General features: G+C 42.7%; 19 protein-coding genes and 1 tRNA gene. 11 read left to right on the forward strand and 9 right to left on the reverse strand.

Annotated features, from left to right (window positions below; genetic code table 11):
* Positions 1-388: 388 nt before the first annotated feature.
* A complete protein-coding gene (locus DC094_RS14330; RefSeq protein ID WP_116687814.1) occupies positions 389-1,447 on the reverse strand; it encodes an AraC family transcriptional regulator in 1,059 nt (352 codons plus the stop codon).
* 251 nt (positions 1,448-1,698) lie between these two features.
* On the opposite strand from DC094_RS14330, the gene DC094_RS14335 reads away from it, so the two are divergent.
* From DC094_RS14335 to DC094_RS14345, 3 genes are all read left to right on the forward strand, one after another.
* Positions 1,699-3,978, forward strand: a complete 2,280-nt coding sequence (locus DC094_RS14335; protein ID WP_116687815.1) for a hypothetical protein — start codon at positions 1,699-1,701, stop codon at positions 3,976-3,978.
* Positions 3,979-4,097: 119 nt separating this feature from the next.
* A complete protein-coding gene (locus DC094_RS14340) occupies positions 4,098-4,769 on the forward strand; it encodes a hypothetical protein (protein ID WP_116687816.1) in 672 nt (223 codons plus the stop codon).
* Between the two features lie 322 nt (positions 4,770-5,091).
* On the forward strand, positions 5,092-5,787 hold the full coding sequence (locus tag DC094_RS14345) for a hypothetical protein (protein WP_116687817.1): 696 nt from the start codon (positions 5,092-5,094) through the stop codon (positions 5,785-5,787).
* 151 nt (positions 5,788-5,938) lie between these two features.
* Here the strand turns inward: DC094_RS14345 and DC094_RS14350 are convergent, their stop codons facing one another.
* Together DC094_RS14350 and DC094_RS14355 are read right to left on the reverse strand one after the other, a co-directional pair.
* On the reverse strand, positions 5,939-6,775 hold the full coding sequence (locus tag DC094_RS14350) for a patatin-like phospholipase family protein (RefSeq protein WP_116687818.1): 837 nt from the start codon (positions 6,773-6,775) through the stop codon (positions 5,939-5,941).
* Positions 6,776-6,921: 146 nt separating this feature from the next.
* Positions 6,922-7,006: transfer RNA gene (locus DC094_RS14355), tRNA-Leu, on the reverse strand.
* 291 nt (positions 7,007-7,297) lie between these two features.
* Here DC094_RS14355 and DC094_RS14360 point away from each other — a divergent pair.
* Positions 7,298-7,693, forward strand: coding sequence for a hypothetical protein (locus DC094_RS14360; protein ID WP_133245562.1), 396 nt, complete (start codon positions 7,298-7,300; stop codon positions 7,691-7,693).
* Between the two features lie 10 nt (positions 7,694-7,703).
* Here the strand turns inward: DC094_RS14360 and DC094_RS14365 are convergent, their stop codons facing one another.
* Positions 7,704-8,648, reverse strand: coding sequence for a cobalamin-binding protein (locus tag DC094_RS14365; protein ID WP_116687820.1), 945 nt, complete (start codon positions 8,646-8,648; stop codon positions 7,704-7,706).
* Positions 8,649-8,651: 3 nt separating this feature from the next.
* Positions 8,652-9,578, reverse strand: a complete 927-nt coding sequence (locus DC094_RS14370; protein WP_158527334.1) for a cobalamin biosynthesis protein — start codon at positions 9,576-9,578, stop codon at positions 8,652-8,654.
* A gap of 202 nt (positions 9,579-9,780) precedes the next feature.
* Between DC094_RS14370 and DC094_RS14375 the strand changes: the two genes are divergently transcribed.
* The gene (locus tag DC094_RS14375) at positions 9,781-9,993 is read left to right on the forward strand and encodes a DUF3820 family protein (RefSeq protein WP_116687999.1); all 213 of its coding nucleotides are present in this window, start codon (positions 9,781-9,783) and stop codon (positions 9,991-9,993) included.
* Positions 9,994-10,028: 35 nt separating this feature from the next.
* Here DC094_RS14375 and DC094_RS14380 read toward each other — a convergent pair whose 3' ends face one another.
* Both DC094_RS14380 and DC094_RS14385 read right to left on the reverse strand, forming a co-directional pair.
* Positions 10,029-10,658 carry a Tll0287-like domain-containing protein gene (locus tag DC094_RS14380; protein ID WP_116687822.1) on the reverse strand — a complete coding sequence of 210 codons (630 nt, stop codon included), beginning with the start codon at positions 10,656-10,658 and terminating at the stop codon, positions 10,029-10,031.
* 219 nt (positions 10,659-10,877) lie between these two features.
* Positions 10,878-11,255 (reverse strand): rhodanese-like domain-containing protein, encoded by a 378-nt coding sequence (locus DC094_RS14385; protein ID WP_116687823.1) that lies wholly within the window; start codon positions 11,253-11,255, stop codon positions 10,878-10,880.
* 129 nt (positions 11,256-11,384) lie between these two features.
* Here DC094_RS14385 and DC094_RS14390 point away from each other — a divergent pair, with 129 nt between their 5' ends.
* Together DC094_RS14390 and DC094_RS14395 are read left to right on the forward strand one after the other, a co-directional pair.
* A complete protein-coding gene (locus DC094_RS14390) occupies positions 11,385-12,608 on the forward strand; it encodes an ADP-ribosylglycohydrolase family protein (protein WP_116687824.1) in 1,224 nt (407 codons plus the stop codon).
* 137 nt (positions 12,609-12,745) lie between these two features.
* Positions 12,746-13,555 carry an SDR family oxidoreductase gene (locus DC094_RS14395; protein ID WP_158527335.1) on the forward strand — a complete coding sequence of 270 codons (810 nt, stop codon included), beginning with the start codon at positions 12,746-12,748 and terminating at the stop codon, positions 13,553-13,555.
* A gap of 13 nt (positions 13,556-13,568) precedes the next feature.
* Here DC094_RS14395 and DC094_RS14400 read toward each other — a convergent pair whose 3' ends face one another.
* Together DC094_RS14400 and DC094_RS14405 are read right to left on the reverse strand one after the other, a co-directional pair.
* Positions 13,569-13,805 (reverse strand): hypothetical protein, encoded by a 237-nt coding sequence (locus tag DC094_RS14400; protein ID WP_116687826.1) that lies wholly within the window; start codon positions 13,803-13,805, stop codon positions 13,569-13,571.
* A gap of 213 nt (positions 13,806-14,018) precedes the next feature.
* Complete coding sequence (locus DC094_RS14405) at positions 14,019-14,333, reverse strand: DUF6482 family protein (RefSeq protein ID WP_116687827.1); 315 nt, start codon at positions 14,331-14,333, stop codon at positions 14,019-14,021.
* A gap of 123 nt (positions 14,334-14,456) precedes the next feature.
* Here DC094_RS14405 and DC094_RS14410 point away from each other — a divergent pair, with 123 nt between their 5' ends.
* The 4 genes from DC094_RS14410 (at position 14,457) to DC094_RS14425 (ending at position 20,017) form a co-directional block, all read left to right on the forward strand.
* Positions 14,457-15,212 (forward strand): ferredoxin--NADP reductase, encoded by a 756-nt coding sequence (locus tag DC094_RS14410; protein ID WP_116687828.1) that lies wholly within the window; start codon positions 14,457-14,459, stop codon positions 15,210-15,212.
* A 512-nt stretch (positions 15,213-15,724) separates the two neighbouring features.
* Entirely contained in the window at positions 15,725-16,693 is a 969-nt protein-coding gene (locus DC094_RS14415; RefSeq protein WP_116687829.1) for a TAXI family TRAP transporter solute-binding subunit, read from the forward strand.
* Between the two features lie 317 nt (positions 16,694-17,010).
* Positions 17,011-19,593 (forward strand): TRAP transporter permease, encoded by a 2,583-nt coding sequence (locus DC094_RS14420; RefSeq protein WP_116687830.1) that lies wholly within the window; start codon positions 17,011-17,013, stop codon positions 19,591-19,593.
* Positions 19,583-20,017 carry a universal stress protein gene (locus DC094_RS14425; protein WP_116687831.1) on the forward strand — a complete coding sequence of 145 codons (435 nt, stop codon included), beginning with the start codon at positions 19,583-19,585 and terminating at the stop codon, positions 20,015-20,017. Before DC094_RS14420 ends, DC094_RS14425 begins: the two co-directional genes overlap by 11 nt.
* Positions 20,018-20,117: the final 100 nt, after the last annotated feature.

A 20,117-nucleotide genomic window follows, 5' to 3' on the forward strand; every position in this document is an offset into this window, starting at 1 on the left:
GAAATATGTCTATGTTTTTTTAGTTCGTGATCGGTAGTTGTGTTTTTGCGAAACTACCCACGAAAAAGATTATGATATAGCTGAGTGCAATCACAGAACTTTTAGTTTACTTGTTGAGTTAGTTGTTTTGGAAGATTTTCGGTAATAAAAACTGATCTGATCGGATGAGCGACATCAATTGCAGTTCCAATGATTAAATTTTTTGTTATGTAGTTTAACTTTAAGTTAATTATTAATGTGTCAGTAAATAAAGTGAGGTACTAAAGCTTGGTTTCAAACGATCCTTATGCTTCTAAACACTAATTTTCAAAGCAAAAAAAACCGCAACCAAAATCGATTGCGGTTTTTTAATCACTATCTTTTATCAACCCACCATCTTTTCAGATTTTCAAGCTTTTTCCAAGCCCGCTGTTTTTGTTTCTACTCTTGCTTCTGGTGTCGCACCGGCTTGATGATCTCGTCGCCACTCCTGAGGTGTAGTTCCGGTCCAGCGTTTAAAGGCCCGGTGGAAGGAGCTGGGTTCAGAAAAGCCCATTCGGTAAGCCACTTCTTTAATACATAGTTCGGGGTCTTTTAGCGCTTGCTGTGCCACGGCAGACATGACTTCATCGGCAAGTGCACCGAAGGTTGTGCCTTCTTCTTGCAGCTTGCGGCGTAGACTACGGCCACTTAAATGAAAGTAACTGGCAACTGATTCTAGGTCGGGTTTTCTACCAATATATTTTTGGCGGATCAGTGCTTTTACACTTTCTCCCAATCGCCCAGAATAACCTTGAAGGCTGCTGAGCATTGACTCTGCCTGTTCCTTTAAAATAGTCGCAACTTCAGGGTCAGCAAAAGGTTGTTTTTTATCTAACAATGAATTGGAGAATTTTAGGAAATAGACATCCTGATTAAATTCTATGTTACAGGGCAGCCATTCAGAATATTTTTCCATATATCTGGGACGAACATGGCAAAAACCTATAGATAAATCGTGATCGTCATTGCTCTGAAATGCTTTGGCGATGAGAGCCAGGCGAGTTAATCCAAATTCACTGCGTAATCGGTTAATTTCTAGATTTGATTTAGAAAAGCTATAAATGAGGCGCGAATGAGTTTCACCAATTTCCAGAACCGGTGCTTCGTAATCACAAACCAAACGGTAAAAACGGCTGGTCATACGAATGGCTTCGCGCCAAGTGCTGCAATTTAGTACTAGGTAAGCCAACACACCAAAAGTCCCTTGTGGTGAGTGCTTGGCCATTTCAATTCCCAATGACGGTGTATTGGAAAGATTTAGAGCAACTTGCTGTAGGCGATCATATTCAGATTCACAGACCCGCCCTGCTGGGTTTTCTAATCTGAGAGAATCAAAACCTGCTTGTTTGAAGTAAAAGTCAGGAGCAACGCCAAGGCGTTGTAACACATCAACCAAACCTCGAACCAGATTAATGGAGAAATCCATGGTCTCCTCCGCTTCATTTTTATTGTTATAGGGGCTGTAAACGCTAATTAGATTTCGATCGATTAGTGTTTGCTGGCCTCGTGAAGCTAACGCCTCCCAGATTCCTTTCTTTTCCCTGGCTGACGCTGGCCTGATTTGTAATTGAGCGTGTTTTAGCTACTGCTCAAACTTATAGAGCTGGTGAAACTATACCAATAACTTTGCCAGCCACAATGATTTAATCATAAAAACAACGAGTTCAGGAGAGTAAGATGCGATCCCTAACCGTATCAATCACACTTGCAGTGCTAGCAACCGTTACCGGTTGTGGCGAGCTGCCCGGAGAATTCCCGGACCAAGAAGAAATATGTAGTTTTGATGCAGCACGTGAAGTTGAGCGAGCAGCTTCAGCGGCCTCCTTTGAGACCCCAATTATTTCCGAAATGCTAGTTAATGGTACTTTAGTATGGCAACCCGGTTCGAGTAACCAAGTAGCACCAGGGCTAGCACCTGGAGATATCGTTACCTTACGTGGTGACCATTTAGGCAAAGGGACAGATACCGATTTCAGTAAAATTATGATCGGAAAAACCAGAATTTTGGAAACCGATCTGACGATGTATCAGCAGAAGCTGGCGATTTCTGATCAAGTGAATTACGAAACGCCAGATATACAAGATACTTGGCCAAAAAACATTAAATCCTGGAATGAAAATGAAGTGCAGTTTAAGGTTCCAGAGCATGCGAGTAGCGGCCCATTAATTTTGCAGGTACAAAAACGTACCGGCTATTTGGAGTCGTTAATTCGTCCCGGTGAATCGCATAACGTAATTAATGCATTAACTTCACGAATTATTGATGATGAATTTCAGCATGATTGTGATGTGGTTTCTACGTTAAGTGACCCTAAAAGCGCAGTGCCAATCGCTGTGATAGTGAATAACCCTGAGTTTGATAACTGGCTGGCTGAAGGACGACAAGTCTTTTGGAGTTATGACTACAACATAGGTACTGCGCACTCGGTTCGTAATCTCGATTGGACGAAAATTTTTGATTATAAGTCAAAAGATCCAGTCACCGGTGAGATTGCAGATCCAACCAAGTTGTTTGGTGCTCACCCGACAGTTGCAGGACAAGTGCCGAGCGAAGCGATTGATGATGTGTATTTTGATCGCTACCCAATGCCAAATCCGATTCCTGGTTTTTTAAACACGCAGCCCCAGTTTTTTAAGGGTAATACGCGTGATTCCGGTTGGGCTGGTTATCGTTATGCTGAATCAAACCAGCCATATAAAGGTAAGGGCGAACGCATTGGCTTTAACTGTGCATCTTGTCATGGTTATAAAATTGCATATGAAGCAGCGCCGGGCCAAATGGAAACTAAAGTATTCCCTGGTATGACGAATCCGCTGTGGAGTATGAAGTGGACTTTGCTGGATAAATTTGAAGGTATTGTTGCTAGTGAAGAAGGCCCTTCTTGGGATTCTGGCAAGAAATATATCAATAAAACCGCATTGCTTTATAGCATGCCACAAGGTGCTGGTGAGCATAATCTGGTTCGGGGAAATGGCGAAGGTAGTCTGACCGACAATGATTATCAGTTCTCGCCGATTGTGATTCCAAACGTCACTAATTACATGATGATTCGCCGCTCGTTATCGCACACTGAATCTTATGTAGGCTTTGAAGGTTCTTACATTCATTCGGAAGAGCCAGATGGTGCAATGGGCGCAATGTATCGCCAGCCCTTGCAAGCACTGACTTCTTATATGACTGAGTTGGATGAGAACGATGACTTACTGCGAAACCTCGGTATGTATCGTTGGTTGAAGTGGAAAGGGCGTTTGAATGGTCAAATAGGTTTGGATCCGGGAGAAGGGTTGTTTGTACAAAACGATTTGACTTCCTACCCAGCGATTGTGCAAGCAGTTGACCGGGGCAAGCAAAGCTTTGATGCGGCTTGTGCATCATGTCACAAAGATGCGTTTGGTGGTTATTCAACCGAGAAGATGGTTCGTTTGGATAAGGTTGGACGTTTCTTTGCGCCGACCATTTACCAGAAAGAAACTCAGTCAATTCGAGCGACTTTCTTACGTAACCTTTACTGGAACTCACACCGTGGTTTGTTAAGTGATGGCCATGTGAAAAACCTAGAAGATTTAGTTGATCCAGCACGTTGTGAAGAAGGTTCAGATTTGTATAACCAGTACTACACATTGCACCAGCCTGATTACCCAGCGCTGGGTAGTGCAGACCATCCTGAGCCATATCCAGCACATAACCGAAAAGGTGATGTATTTAGGGTGCCGAAATCACCTGACACTATTGCCGGTCGTAAATCTAACCGGTTTATTGAGCGTCACAAGTATTTCTCAAGCGTTGATTGGGATCCTAATTTCTACTACTGGGATTATCAAAAAATGCGGGCTGAGTATGGTCCTGATGAAATGAAAACCGCCGGTCCAATTGGTATGCCTGCCGCGCCACACCCATGGTGTGCTGGTTCAGCTGATGAAGTGGATGATATGGTGCAGTACTTGCTGACTTTGTAGTCTGCATTCTTAGATAGGGGCTTTTGCCCCTTTCTAATTGAAAAAAAACTAATGCTAGCTAAAGCTGTAACCTATTCGATAATTAAAATTTAAGAAATAAAATGCCCTATAAGCAAAGTATGGACTTAGTAATTGACAGATGGGAATGGCTGGGTGCTAGCCTGATACAACCTTTTAACCAAGGGGCTGATTATATTGATGATTATGTTGAAGGTAAAAATAGAACCATATCTGGTGCTTATGTAAATGGTGGAATATGTAAAACATTGTCGGTGTATTGGTTAAAGTATTATCCTTCCTGGGCTGATTTTTACGCTAAAATACAAGATAAAAAATTTAAACGCGGCTTAGCAAAAAAAGATATAGGAATTCAGTTTTTTGTTTCTTCTAAATCTAAAAAATTAAATGATATAAAAGAAACGCAATTGATTAAGGGTGGCGAGGTGAAGCTTTCTTTCTTTATGTCTCCAAAGAATGAATATTGTTTTAATGAGAAATTATTTTGTTTTTGTCAAAAATTAATTGAAACGCCGATTTCTTCATATCTTTTGATAGTCGGCTTCCATGATAATGCCGTAATTAATGAAGGATTCCATGCCATGGCAATTAGAATCAATATGGTTGATGGTTACATTGAATTATTTGATCCAAATCTTGGGGTAGTCAGAATAACTAAGTGGTTTCCAACAGCTTTAGGTTTTGTTTTTCATGATTTGATTCGATCTTTTTATAAGCACAAATATGCAAACATAACAGCTACGCAATACACGTCAATTAAGTCAATGGCATAGTTTTTTAAGTCATGTATGATCATATAGAGGTTAGGTTTTTATTATCACAAAAACTACATTAGACAAAAAAAACCTTCAAATTAGAAGAAATTAACTGCCAGCAGATCCATCGTCATTAAGTTGTCAGTAACTGGTGGCTCAACGATCCTATTTTGGACAATGATGGCTGGATTATATCCATTCAGTCCACTTGGTAAGTAATTCCCATCATCTGTTGTGGTGTAGTTGTGTGCAATTCATGAATTACAACCAAATGAAGGAAAGTGTTAATCTTTCTTTTCTGCTAAGGTATTAAAATAAATTTAACCGATTAGGTAATCACATGCCATACAAAGAACCAATGAATAACGTTTATGCTAGATGGCATGAGCTGGGAATAAATGTTATTTATTATTTTAATCAGAAAGATTATATTGATGCTGTTATAGAAGAAGGTAAAGATATATTGTCCGAGGCTTATATTGCAAAAGGTTTATGTACTACGCTCTCAGTTTATTGGTTAAAATACTATCCGACAATGGAAGACTTTTATAAAAAAATAAAAAGCGAATATTTTAAAAGACATTTAATGAGAAAAGATATGTCTCTGCAAATTCATGTACCATCAAAAACTTCAAGTTTGCATAAAGTTAAAGCGAGTGACTTAATCAAAGGAAAGAATATAAAGTTAACTATATCGAATGAAATAATGAGTGAATATATATATAATAGGAAGCTGTATAGTTTTTGTTCGACCATATTGGAAACGCCGATAAGTTCGTTTATGTTAATTTTGTCATTTCGTGGTCGAGCAGGATTTGCTTATTCTCTTTCTGGAAATCACGTCATTGCAGTGAGAGTTAACATGGTTAATCAGATGATTGATGTGTTTGATCCAAATCTTGGAGTGATCAGGATTAGTAGACATTTCCATTCATCACTTTCATTTGTATTACATGACCTTATTAGATCATATTATAAAAGCCCTTACGCTAAGATCACTGCTACACAGCTGACTTCAATCACTTCTAGTCAATAGTATTTGGCTCTTGCGGTTTTTAAGAGAGCTTTTCTTCTCGAACCTATCGAAAGTCGAAATAATTAGGGCTATTTTAATTTTTCTGTAGCCTTAATAAAGGTAATGTGTACGTAATTAGAATGCTAGGTTAAAGCATTCAGTTTATAGTTACTTAGCTTTCAACACCCAACCATCTTTTTATTCCGGGTACCACTCCAGATTTTTCTTGTAGCATCTGCTGTATTTTAGAGATCTCAATGCAGGTTAGGTGATAACCCGTTTGGTAAATTTCTAATGCTTGCTTGGGGTCCCAGCGACTGAAATGGCTTAAATCCATTTTCACTATGTGATCGGCCAGTTGATGATGGCTGCGGGCGTTATTATCCAGTGCAATATCTAGTGCGCTGAGCAGTACATCCATCGCGTTATCTGGTTTGCCATAGTTATGTCCACCGGCTAGATCGATCGCCAGCAATGCTTCGGCGCCCATATTTTGTAGTGGAGATAAAGGAAGATTTTCTAATAAGCCGCCATCGACCAGTAACCGGCCGTTAATTTCAACCGGCGCCATTAAACCCGGTACGCAAGTGGTGGCCATTAAGTTGTCGGCGACTGAGCCAGAATCCAGTACCACTTTTTCACCGCTAATTAGATTGGTGGCGATAAATGCTAACGGAATCGGAGCATCTTGCATGGTGACCTGACCGAGATGTTTTTCGATCAGTTTGCGAAGTGATTGGTTACTCAATAATCCCATTTTGGACAGTGATGGCCGAGTCATATCTAGCCAGCCCATTTGGTGGGCAATTTCTAGCATCTGCTCGGGTGTTTTACCAAAGGCATAAAAGGCTGCAACCAAAGCACCAATGCTGGTTCCGCTGATCATTGAAGGTTGAATTTGATATTGTTCTAGTGCTGCGATGGCACCAATATGCGCTGCGCCACGGCATGCACCACCGCTTAAAGCGAGGCCTACTTTGGGTAGGGAGGAGAATGGAGTCAGGTTCATCGAATACGTCTTCTTCTTATTAGCTGCAAAGCTTGCAGAAGCGATCGGAGGGCAGAAGGCTTAAAAACCGGCGGCCAGTTAATCGTCAGAAGTTTTAGTATCTCAGAAAGCAAAAAACCCCGCTATAAGCGAGGCTTCTTTAAATTTGGTGGGGATGGAGAGAGTCGAACTCTCACGCCCGAAGGCACAGCGACCTGAACACTGCGTGTATACCAATTTCACCACATCCCCAAACTCAATATATTGAGCTGTCTCTCTCAAGACAGTGCTGCATTATACGAATCGAATTCTGACAAGCAAGTGAATTTGATAAAAATCGAACCAGCGTCAATCAAGCTGATACAGCCAGTCTAGCGGGCTACCAGTAAACCGCTACTGAATCAAATTGTTACGCTGCTCACAGATCCCACGGGTTTACTTACTGTAAAGCAGGTAATGCTTAATTTGCTGTGAAGATACGCAAGTTTATTCTGCCAATCCCGATTAGGCTGAGTTTGAGGAAGCAGTAATGGAGTTCCTATGGTGTCGAACAGCAGTAATGTGGATAAAGCCCGGTTAGAGCTAGAGACGAGTAATACTCGACTCGATGAAGTTAATCGTCGTCGTCTCAACTCGCATAGCCGTTGTATTACCGAGCAGTATCAGCAAATAAGTCGCTTGAAATTGCGTTTAAAAAAGTCAGCTGGAAGTGGTCATTACCGATTGATTGCTTGCATCAATTTAAATGATTGCCACTACCAACCGACACTCACTGTTGAGACCCGTGGTAATTGTTTAGCGCAAGTGATTGACCGGATCTTTCAGCGGCTCCAGCAACGGCTTAATAAACTTAAACCTATGCCGATTTCGACTAAAACTTCACTGAAGCTAACCCCCAATTATGCAATTGCTGCGGCAATTAAATGGTGCGATCACTAGCGGCAACTAACTATTTTTTTGCCGCTTGTTCTCTAGATTTTTGCAAAGTTTCACATAGAAATTCAGTGCCTTGTACTAATCGAGTAGATGCTCTTTGCAACACATCGGGTGGCGCGATATATAGCTGCTGATTTTTTACCGCATCAATTTGTGGCCAAACATTCCAGATTTCTTGCCATTGCTCGATCGATAATTTGCCGTGATTGCTGGTAATAATCACTTGTGGATTGGCAACAATAATCGCTTCTCGGCTGACCCTAGGTGCGAGCTGAGGCGATGTGGAAAAAATATTTTTGCCAGAGCAAATATCTAACATTCGACTGAATAAATGTTCGCCATTGAGGGTAATTAACGGGTTGTTCCACACTTCATAAAACAGGCTAACGGGCTTTTTGCCTTGGTATTTCTGTTTCAGCTGCTGCAGTTTTGCTAAATAACGCGCTGCTGCGATATCGGCAGTGGTTTGATCACCGGTGATTTTTCCAAAAACTTTTAAGTTGTCGGCCACCTGCTGCAGAGTTCTAGGCTCACTGATGAATAGCTTGATTCCCAATTCTGGTAAACGCAACAGCGATTCTCGGTTATTGCCACTTTCCCAGCCAATGACCAAGTCAGGTTGTAGAGTAAGGATTTGTTCAATGTTGATTTTGTTGTAGCCACCGACCCTGGGAATGTCGTTAGCTGCTGCTGGATAATCGCTGTAGCTGACGGTGGCGATGATACGGTCACCGGCACCGATTTCAAATAGCTGCTCAGTAATATGTGGTGCCAGAGAAATGATTCGTTTAGCAGGTGCAGGCAGGGTGATGGTTCGTCCGCGGTTATCGACAACACTAATCGGTTGGTTTTCAGATGATTCACCCGCTAGGGCACTATGAGTGAATGCCGTGAGTAGATACAAAAACAATAGGCAGGTTGGGCAGATTAGCAGGTTCTTGAACAAAGACCACTTCATTGGTTACAACAACAAAACTGAGACAAGGGCGACCATCATCCATAAGCGCCAGCTTGCACGCAACCAGCGCATGGCTTTGGCAAGGTCACCCGGCTGAGCTAATTGACTCGGGCCGAGTAATGGTCGCATTAACATTCGGCCTTTTCTATGAATTGGCCCACCAAGCTGAACTCCCATACCACCGGCGCCTGCAGCCAATGTAACGCCGCCAGCACCCGGCCATTTCCAGCTGCTACTGATGACATGTTTGAGTGATTTATTTCGACCATAAAAAACAAAAGCCAAGCCTAAAACCCAATCTGCCGGATAAAGCATCCAGCGGTGTAACTGCCAAATGAATCGTAATGGCTGACTTTTTGGTCGGATATTTCTTGGGTGTTGTTTATGCCAAATTAAGCTGGCTTCTCGGGCAAAACCGTAAATGAGTAAGCCGCTTATATCACCGACTAAATACCAGAATACTGGTGCTGCCCAAGCGGACAAAGCTTGCTGCCAGCTAGCTTCGATAGCCGCGCGGTTCATATCGACTAGATTCATTCTTTGGCTATCTCGATCCGCCATAGCGGCAATTAACTTACGGGCCAATTTAGGGCTTTGGTCGAAGCGGGCAATATCTAATGCTTCGGTGAGTAAACGGATTCGCCCGATCAGTTTATAGCTCGACAAGGTGAGGGTGAGTGCTGCTAGCTCCATTGGCCAGTAGATCCAATTTGGCAGCAGATGAAGCAAAGGATAGAGCGCTAGAAATCCGAGCAATAGCAAAATTAAAAACGCCCATTGAAAAGGAGAACCTTTACTGGCGACTTCTGTATGTGTCTGGAAAGGTTCCAGTATTGGGTAAAGCAGCTCGGATAAACCGGGACGCTTATGGCTGGTTAATTTATCCAGCAGATGGGCCAGTAGCAAAATCAGAAAGGTAGATAGGCTCACAATGGGCTCGTTGTTTCTGTGAAGTATTGGTTTGGTGAAATGCTGTTATTTACTATATACCCAAGCCACCTTAAGGTGCAGAGTTCAGTACACTTTGAAGTGGTTTGGGTATATGTTTTTTGCTCGACCTATTAAGCACAACATCGCACAATGCGCTCATTCGTGCCCATTCAAATTTTTATCTACAGCGACGGTTGCTCATATGACACCCCAAGAACATTTGCTGAAAATCGCCAACACAGCCATGCCATTTGGCAAGTATCAGGGCAAAATGCTGGTGGATTTACCGGAAGAATATTTACTTTGGTTCGACAAGAAAGGCTTTCCCCAAGGGCAGCTGGGTATGTTGATGCGCTCGTGTCTTGAGCTAAAAGTTGAAGGTTTGGATGAATTGATTAAACCGCTGAAAAAGTAACCCCAAGGCCGAAAACCCTGGGGTAGAGGTATTGCTTATAGTGCTTTTTGTAAGCTGAAGGCACCGCGAAGTTCACCTTGTTTGAACCCGGTGGCTTGGTCTTGTGGATAAAGCTTGGCTAGTGCTTGCGCAATCGGTGGTTTGAGATTGCTGCCGTGACAGTTGAGGCAGCCCTCGCCTGTTGGAATCGCTTTAAGCAGTCGAAGGTGTTTCTTACCATCGACTTCAAATATTTCTTTTTTGACCAGTTTCATTGGATCAGCGCCCTGAGCAATTTGCTGCTGAAACTGCTCCAGTCCGGCTTGCTCCCAAGCGTCTGCTACATTGTTCGGGTTGCGTACTTTTAAAGCGGTTCGACGAATTTTCCAGTCGCCTTGGCTAGAAATGCTTTGGGCAATTTTTGGTGCCTGCAAGTTGCAAGTTTGAATTGCTGCCATTGGACCGCCGCTCTTGACGGCTTTCTTCAGTTCACCTTTTAAAGTACTGGCCAGCTGTTTGATGACTTGCTTTGCTTGTTGCTCGGTAGTGGTAGCCGTTGAACTAATTGAGGCTGTAGGCGCAACGGCTACTTGAAGGTTTTGTTCTGCATTAGCATTAGGAGTATGAACAAACATCAAACTACAAAAAGCGACTGGCAGTAATCGAGCAATAATTGGGGTTTTCACAAGCGTTCTCCGTGCGCAATTTTGTTATCAGCGCAGTTTATTTCCAGAGTGCTTTAGCCATAATTCCACAGTGCCCTTTAGTAAATTGAACCATCAAGACAACTAGATGCAATATGGCTATGCAGCAAGATAAAAAGCCTGAGACTGATTTAAAGCGCCAGGCTCTAACGTGATTTTTATTAAAAAGTAAAACCGGACTAGCGACTGATTAAATATTGATCAATAAGCACCAATTTCTTTTTCTATTTTATGGACATGGCCTTGCCAGCTATCGAATCCACCATCGAGCATTTTAACTTGTTGATAGCCCATTTCTTTCAATGTCGCAGCGGCAAAAGTGGAGCGTCCGCCGTTTTTGCAATAAATAAGAACTGGAGTGTTAAAATCATCAATTGCAGGATGGTCGGCGATTTTAAATTCGAGGATGCCTCGGGGGATATTCACTGCATCTGGTAGGTGCCCTTGCTGGAATTCGCCCGGCTCTCGGACGTCCAGTACCGCACACTGATTTTGTAGCATGATTTCGGCTTGTTGATCGTTGATAATGGTGACGTGATGCCGAGCTAGTGCAAGTAGATCCTGTAGGGTGGCGGGCATGAGACAGCTCCTGATATGTTTTAGTCTTATCTAATTAAGCTAATTCTAATGTAAATGATGTTCAGAACAACCCCATTGGCTAAAAATAGTCAGATTTCAGAGGGTAATGAGCATCGATGAGGAAAAATAATGAGTGGTTTGCGGGATCGAATGATCGGTTGTCTGGTTGGCTTGGCGGTAGGTGATGCCCTGGGTGCCAGTGTAGAAACCTCACCGCGAGACAGTTTTGAGCCGCTGACCGATATGATCGGTGGTGGTCCATTTAAGCTGCAACCAGGCCAATGGACTGACGACACGTCCATGGCGCTTTGTCTGGGAAGTAGCTTGTTGGAAAAGAGTTTTGATCTAGCTGATCAAATGGTTCGATATTCACGCTGGCGCGATGAAGGCTATTACTCAAGCACCGGAAAGTGCTTCGATATTGGTGATACCGTCAATGGTGCGATCAATCGTTATTTAGTGGATGGAAATCCTAAGGCTGGCATAAAAGATCCAGAGCTAGCAGGTAACGGCGCACTCATGCGATTAGCGCCTGTTGTATTGTATTATTACCCTGACCATGGTCAGAGTAATTATTATGCCGCGCAAAGTGCTAAAACAACCCACCAGGCAAAAGAATGTCGACAGGCAAACCGGATCATGGCTGATAAGTTATATCTGGCTTTTTCTGGTGTTCCTAAGTCGATGATTATTAATACGATTGCCGAGAATGTACCGACTTGGTCGCGATTAGAAACCATTGCCCATGGTGATTACCAAAAAATGTCGCGTGAAATGATTTCCAGCAGCGGTTATGTAGTCGATAGCTTGGAAGCGGCATTGTGGTGTTTTGCGAATACCGAGAATTTTTCTGATGCGGTATTAATGGCTGCCAACCTAGGTGATGATTCCGATACCGTAGCGGCAATTTGCGGGCAAATTGCTGGGGCTCATTATGGTTTTTCTGCTATTCCACAAGCCTGGTTAGATAAACTGGCAATGAAAGATCAGCTAGTCGATATGGGCAAGCGATTGTCTGATCACATACCGTCAGTGACTACTGCGGGCGATCGGTTAGAAGTACATATTCCTTGTCAGCTAGTGACTGCTGGATTGTTGCCAGAACCAGATGCTGAATTCGATGAACTGATGCAGTTTGCCGCTAGTTTCTTCCCAGAAGATTTTGGTGGTTTGCCGCGCTGCCAGCAATTATTGCAGCTGTTGCAGAAAAACCAGATTCAGCAACCAGAAATCGTTGTTATCCGCGCTGCAATGCGTGCCTGCTATGAAGAAATCCAGCAGCATGAGCAACCTTCGCAAGAAGATCAGCAGCAATTAAAGCAGTTATTGGAATTACTTCGTCAGCAGCTCTGATCGATATTGATTCGTTCTATTTGTTTTATAAAAACGCAGGCTTAGGTCTGCGTTTTTTTATGGCAATGTTTTAATTATATTTGTGCTACAAATAGCACTGAAATCTGACAATATTTGAATAGAGAAAGAGAATGCCAATGCCAAGTATTTTAATTGCAGGAATCGGTCGCTTGGGTAGTCGATTAGCTGAACAGCTGGTTACAGAGGGCTGGAAGGTTTATGGCTTACGCAGGGGTGATCAGTTTCCCGCTGGAGTTGAAGGGATTAGCTGTGATTTGCTGCAAGATGACCTTAGCCAGTTGCCTAAAGTTGATTACCTGGTGTTTTGCGCAGCACCAGCTCGTGGTCAGCAAGATGGTTATCTGCAAACCTATTTGGCGGCAATGGATAAGTTACTATCAGCAATTGAAAAACAATCGCTTAAGCATGCAATTTTTACATCATCGACCGCTGTTTATGGCCAAAACAACGGTGAAATAGTCGATGAAACCAGCTTGACTGAGCCAGTAGCTGATAATGGAAAAATTATGCTGCAGGCCGAACAGCAATTTATCCAGCACTTAAAAAATAAAGCAACAGTAGTTAGAATGGCCGGTTTATATGGCAGTTCACGCTTTTTAATTGACCAGATCATCGCCGGAAAACCATTTAATGGTAATAGTTGGACGAATCGAATTCATTTAGATGATGCTGCAGGTGTTTGTGGCTATTTACTTAAAATAGCAGAGATGGGTAGTGAGCTAGAGACTATTTATAACGGGGTTGATGCTGCGCCAGTTTTATCAAAAGAAGTGCGCGGTTGGATTGCTGAACGATTAGCGTTAGATCTGAACATGCAGCTTTCAGCACCTGCCAATAAACAAGTGTCGAGTAAAAAAATTCAAGAAATTGGTTATCAATTTAAATATAAAAATTTTAAACAAGGTATGTTGTCACTGTTTAATTAATTTAAAAAATTAATTAAACAGACGAATGCTGATGGCTATTTGTGATGGTAGGATTTATTTGGGCGATGACATTTCCTTGATGGTTTGTCAGGGCTATCTGGTTGTTATTTTCTGTCACGCTATATTGAATGCCGCAATTTTCCATCGCTTGAGTCAATGCATCGAGTGCCTGAGTTTGCTGTGAATAGTTCATGCAGAAGGGTTCAATTTTCTGATAGGTTGCTATATCAAGACAAACGCGATAAGCCATCTAGTTAGCTCCGGTTAGTGGGTGTTTATTTCATATAACTCGAAATATAGCAGCTTTTAGTTAACTGGTAGATAAGTAATAAAAGTTTCATTTGTCAGTCCGGTTGCCCGCCAACGAAACAGAAAAAATAGCAAGTAATAAAGCGCAGCAAGTTATTTTTGCTGCGCTAAATAAAAGATATTGCCAGTCATAAGTAGTTGATAAAAGTTATTATTAACTGTAGCTTTCTTGCAATCGGATTGGCATTAAATCACCTTGCAGTCCATCACCAGATTCACCAATCATTTCTGCATAAGCAACATGATGTTGTAAAAAACAATTATGAACGCCTAGGTACTTTAATTTATGCTTAGCTTCGTCAAGGCTTTTGAATTTAAGAGGTTTACCGGTTTCATCGGTAGTTAAAAGCTGCTCTTTGTCGTCTTGAACAATCCGAACCTGATAGACATCGCCTTCGGTAGACAGAATGTGTACTTCTGTTGCGGGTTGTTTTTTCAATAAGGATTTTAGGGCTTTTACTTCAATCATTGCGACTCCCTTCTTTAGCAATTAGACTGTATGTGCTTAATAAAACAGTATTCAATCAGGTTAGACTCAAAATCTGATGTTTGTAGCGTTAGATTCTTGTGAGAAAATTGTAGGAGATAGTTGATGTTTGAATGCGATTTGAAATTAGTTCGCAAGCATAATCTAGCACCAAGAATTATTTCTCTGACTTATGAAGCGGCTGATAATGCCATTGTTGCTTTTCAGCCAGGACAGTTTTTATCTCTGCAATTCCCAGCTAATGCAATAAGCGAGACGCCGCTAAAGCGCAGCTACAGCATTGTTAATATTTCTCCACATCCGCAACACAATCGACAAATTGAGATCGCCGTCACATTGATTGATGGTGGTGTTGCCAGTGAGTATTTTAAAAATACCCAAGCGGGAGATTTAATTGCTGCTAAAGGGCCTATGGGTAATCTGGTATTACCAGAAAAAATTGATAAGCGGTTAATTCTGATTGGTACCGGAACCGGTATGGCGCCTTATCGCAGCATGTTGCATCAATTAAAAACCATGCTCACTGCAGGTTTGAAAGTTGAAATTTTACAAGGTGCCAGAACTCGTGATGAGTTAATTTATCAACAAGAATTTTTATCTCTGGCGACAGAATATCATGCTGGTTATCGAGCCTGCTTAAGTCGTCAAGCTGATGCTGAAATCACGTGTCATGAATATGCTGGCCATGTTGGTAAGCCACTGCAACAGCTTGAACCTGATCCAGAAAATGATCTGGTCTATCTGTGCGGTCATCCTGCAATGGTTGATCAACAAGTGAGTTATCTAACCGAGTTGGGCTTTGACACGCGTTCAGTTAAGCGAGAGAAGTATTTTGTTTCAGGTAAAAATAAGGCCAAATAAGGTTGATTAAAACTCACAGAATCGATACTTTCAGTGGGTGTGGTGCTGCCTTAACAGGTAGAGAAAACCGATCTTGTAGAAATGTCTTATTAGACTAGGATCAAATTTTCTTACCTAACAATTGCTGAATAAGTCTGAGTTATTGTGAGAAATAATTTTATTATCAAAAATTTTTATCGGCCAAAAGATGATCATTTGGGTATGACTTGTCACTAAGTTCAGAAAGTTTGAACTAACCTTCACTTTTGTTGTACGGTTGCTTTGTCTAGCCAAAGGGTCGTGAATCGAAAAAACAAGCCAGCATACTGATCTATTATATGACTCGCGTCATAGCTTTTTAAGCCCATCAACGCGTATCAAGTAGAGTTTGTGTCCAGTGGTTTTCCGCTCGAGGCACTTCTGATATTTAAAAACCATCTCAGGATTCTAGATTTGCCATTTTTGGCAGTGGGCGCAGATCAACTATTCAAAGAAAATTTGCGCAGGGGATTCAGAATTAACCTGGAGACATTATGTCAATCAAAAGCAAACTTGCGGGCATCGTAGCAGCAGCAGGATTAGTGGTAGCAGCTGGAACTGTTCAAGCTCAGGAATTTATCACTATCGGTACTGGTGGTGTAACTGGAGTTTACTATCCAACAGGTGGTGCCATTTGCCGCTTGATGAACCGCAATACTAAAAAGACAGGTATTCGCTGTTCTGTTGAGTCCACCGGTGGTTCTATTTACAACCTGAATACGATCCGTGCTGGTGAGCTGGACTTTGGCGTTGCTCAGTCCGACTGGCAGTATCACGCATTGAATGGCACTAGCAAGTTCGCAGGCAAGGGTGCATTCCCTGAATTGCGTGCAGTATTTGCGATTCACCCAGAACCTTTCACCATGGTGGCGCGTAAAGATGCCAACATTTCTAGCTTTGCAGATCTGAAAGGTAAGCGAGTTAACATCGGTAACCCAGGTTCAGGCCAACGTGGCACCATGGAAGTACTGATGAAAGCTTATGGCTGGGATAAGAGCGCATTTGCTCTGGCTTCCGAGTTAAAGTCTTCCGAGCAGTCAAAGGCGCTGTGTGATAACAAGATTGATGCAATCGTATTTGTTGCCGGTCACCCTTCAGGTTCAATCAAAGAAGCAACCACCGCTTGTGACACTATATTGGTACCAGTGAAAGGTCCTAAGGTTTCCAAGTTGGTTGATAAATACGATTTCTATCGCAGTGCAGAAATCCCAGGTGGCATGTACCGTAACAATCCAAATAACATCGAAACTTTTGGTGTAGGTGCTACTTTGGTTAGCTCTAGCAAGGTTTCTGAGAAAGTGGTTTATAACTTGGTTAAGTCAGTATTCGAGAACTTTGATAAGTTCAAGAAACTGCATCCAGCATTTGCCAATCTGAAAAAAGAGCAAATGGCCCAAGACGGTCTGTCTGCTCCGCTGCACAAAGGTGCTGAACGTTATTACCGTGAGCAAGGCCTGCTATAAAGCAGACTTGCCTACGAACATGCGACTGCATGTTTATCGCTGCCGAGCCGAAAGGTTCGGCGTTGTTGTTTTTAAGCTAAGCGAATTAGCTTGCTTTTTTAACCTGACAAATAATCTTCTGTCCTCAAAGTTTTCCTGTATGCCTAAAAGCATATAAACATAAATTTTTAATTTGATACTAATTAATGTTACGAAAATACAATATCTTATGTTTGGATTGTGGCGATGGGTCTAACAGCATTGCTCAGTTGTTCATAAATACAGGGTATGCGAGGAATGTTGCCGGAAGCAGTCTGGTAAGACGGTAAGGGGTCATCATGAGTATTTCCAGAGACAATCTGGACGACGAGTTGAAAGAGATTCTCGGACAATCTGATAGTGGTGCCAGAACACCAGCAGGAACTGCTGGCAAGGTATTATTAGCGATTCCGTTAATCTGGTCTTTATTCCAACTCTGGTATGCGTCACCGCTACCATTTGTATTTAATTTCGGAGTATTAAACGATACAGAAGCTCGGGCAATTCACCTAGCTTTTGCGATCTTTTTGGCGTTTACCGCCTACCCGGCTCTCAAGTCTTCTCCTAGATACAAGGTACCTTGGCTCGACTGGCTGTTGGCTGCATTAGGTGCAGCTGCGGCAGCGTATATTGTTATTTTTTATGAATCTCTGGCAGGCCGCTCTGGCGCACCTACCAACTTAGATTTAGCTGCTGCTCTGTGTGGCATGGTGTTGTTGCTAGAAGCGACCCGCCGTTCTCTAGGGCCACCGCTGATGGTGGTTGCCGGAATATTTCTGATTTACACCTTTGCTGGCGCGTATATGCCAGATGTGATTGCACACAAAGGTGCCAGTTTCTCCAAAGCAATGTCGCATTTCTGGTTAACTACAGAAGGCGTATTTGGTGTTGCTCTGGGCGTTTCAACCAGTTTTGTATTCCTGTTTGTTTTGTTTGGTGCTTTGCTCGATCGAGCAGGTGCTGGTAACTATTTCATCCAAGTGGCTTTCTCTTTGCTAGGTCATTTGCGTGGCGGACCAGCCAAGGCTGCCGTAGTGTCATCTGGTTTGAGCGGTATTATTTCTGGCTCATCAATTGCCAACGTAGTGACTACCGGTACCTTCACCATTCCATTGATGAAGAAAGTGGGTTTCCCCGGTTATAAAGCCGGTGCGATTGAAGTTGCCGCTTCAACTAACGGCCAGCTGACACCGCCGATTATGGGTGCTGCAGCATTCTTGATGGTTGAATACGTCGGTATTTCTTATATCGAAGTGATGCAGCATGCCATTCTGCCAGCGATCATTTCCTATATTGCGCTATTTTATATTGTGCATTTGGAAGCACTGAAAGCAGGCATGGAAGGTTTGGAGCGTCGTCACAAGAAGACTTTCCTGCAAAGTAGTTTGTCATTTATGACGGTAATGGTCAGCATTTTGGTGCTGAGTTTTGTGGTGTATTACGGTATTGGCTGGACCAAAGAAGTGTTTGGTTTCGGTGCCACTATTGTGGTCGGCATAGCGCTGTTAGCCAGTTATTTAGGATTGGTGAAATTCGCAGCCCGTTTCCCGGATTTAGAAATGGATGACCCCGATAAGCCAATTACCATGACGCCAGATGTTGGGCCAACAGTGAAGTCTGGCTTGTACTTCCTGTTGCCAATTGTGGTGTTGGTATGGTGCTTAACAGTTGAGCGCTTCTCGCCAGGTTTATCGGCTTTTTGGGCTGTGGTATTTCTGCTGTCGATTGTTGCCAGCCATAAGCCTTTAAAAGCATTTTTCCGTAAACAAGATGACACCAAAGAAAAGTTAATCGAAGGCTTCAAAGATCTTCGCCATGGCTTAGAAGCGGGTGGACGTAACATGATCGCAATCGGTGTTGCTACAGCAACGGCCGGTGTGGTGGTGGGTGCGGTAACCCTGACGGGTGTTGGCTTGGTGATGACCGACTTTGTTGAGTTTATCTCTGCCGGTAATGTGATTCTGATGCTGATATTTACCGCAGTGATCAGCTTGATTCTCGGTATGGGATTGCCAACCACGGCGAACTACATTGTTGTTTCAACCTTAATGGCACCAGTTATTGTCGATTTGGGTGCTCAAAGTGGTTTGATTGTTCCATTGATCGCAGTGCATATGTTTGTGTTCTATTTCGGCATATTGGCAGACGATACACCGCCGGTTGGTTTGGCTGCATTTGCTGCGGCGGCAATTGCCCGATCCGATCCAATAAAAACCGGTATTCAGGGTTTTACCTACGATATTAGAACCGCCATTCTGCCGTTTATGTTCATCTTCAATACCGAGTTGTTGTTAATTGGTATCGAGAGTCCGCAGCATTTGGCCTTGACGGTTTTCAGCGCACTAGCGGCGATGCTGGTGTTTGCTGCGGCGACCCAGGGCTATTGGATCGTTCGCAGTAAGTGGTATGAAAACCTTGCCTTGGTATTGATTGCCTTTGCCATGTTCCGTCCAGGTTTTTTCTGGGAGATGGTTTATCCAGAATCAAACACCTTACCGCCATCGGCAATTTATCAAATTGCTGAAGAAATTCCGGCTGATGGTAGTTTGCGGATGCGTGCTGAAGGCGAAACACCAGATGGATCAATTGTAAATCGTGTAGTCCTGCTACCCTTGAGTGAAAGCGGTGAAGGAACTGAGCGATTGCAAAAAGCCGGTTTGTCATTATATGGCGATGGCGATCAGTTGCTGGTTGATATGGTGGATTACGATAGTCCAGCACAAAAATCTGGTTTGGATTTCGATTGGAAAATAGTTTCAGTTGAACAACCCAATCAGCGACCAGATAAGCAATGGATGTTCATTCCTGCACTATTATTGTTAGGCGCAGTTTATGGACTACAACGTCGCCGCAAGCGACTGGAGTTAGCTTGTGTATCGTAATATTTTGTTACCGATTGATATTGACGCGTTAGGTACTGCCCGGCGTTGTTTAAAGCCAGCAGTTGAAATGGCACGGTTGAATAAAGACACTAGAGTTCACCTGTTAGCGGTGTTGCCTGGTTTTAATATGCCAATTGTTTCTAACTACTTTGACCAGAGCTTGATGGATAAAGCTCGGGAAGAAGCAGAACAAATAATGGAATCTTTCGTTAAAGAAGATGTGCCAGATGATATTCAAGTGGTTACCCACATATCGATTGGCGCACCTTTTAAACGCATATTAAAAGAAATCAATCTGCTGCGAGCTGACTTGGTTATCATGTCTGCTAACTCTAGTGAGCGGAAAGATCGTTTCTTCCTTGGTCATGTTTCATCTAAGTTGGCAGAACACTCGCCAGCGAGCGTGATGATTATTAAAGATTGATTGCTAGCGTTTGAAAGATGTTAAAAAAATCCTCCTTTTCGGGAGGATTTTTTTTGCCTGAAAAATGATCAAGTTGATCTTTAAATGTAAAAAAAGCAAT

Origin of the sequence: Pelagibaculum spongiae (genome assembly GCF_003097315.1) — a bacterium.
GTDB classification, from domain to species: Bacteria; Pseudomonadota; Gammaproteobacteria; order Enterobacterales; family Pelagibaculaceae; genus Pelagibaculum; species Pelagibaculum spongiae.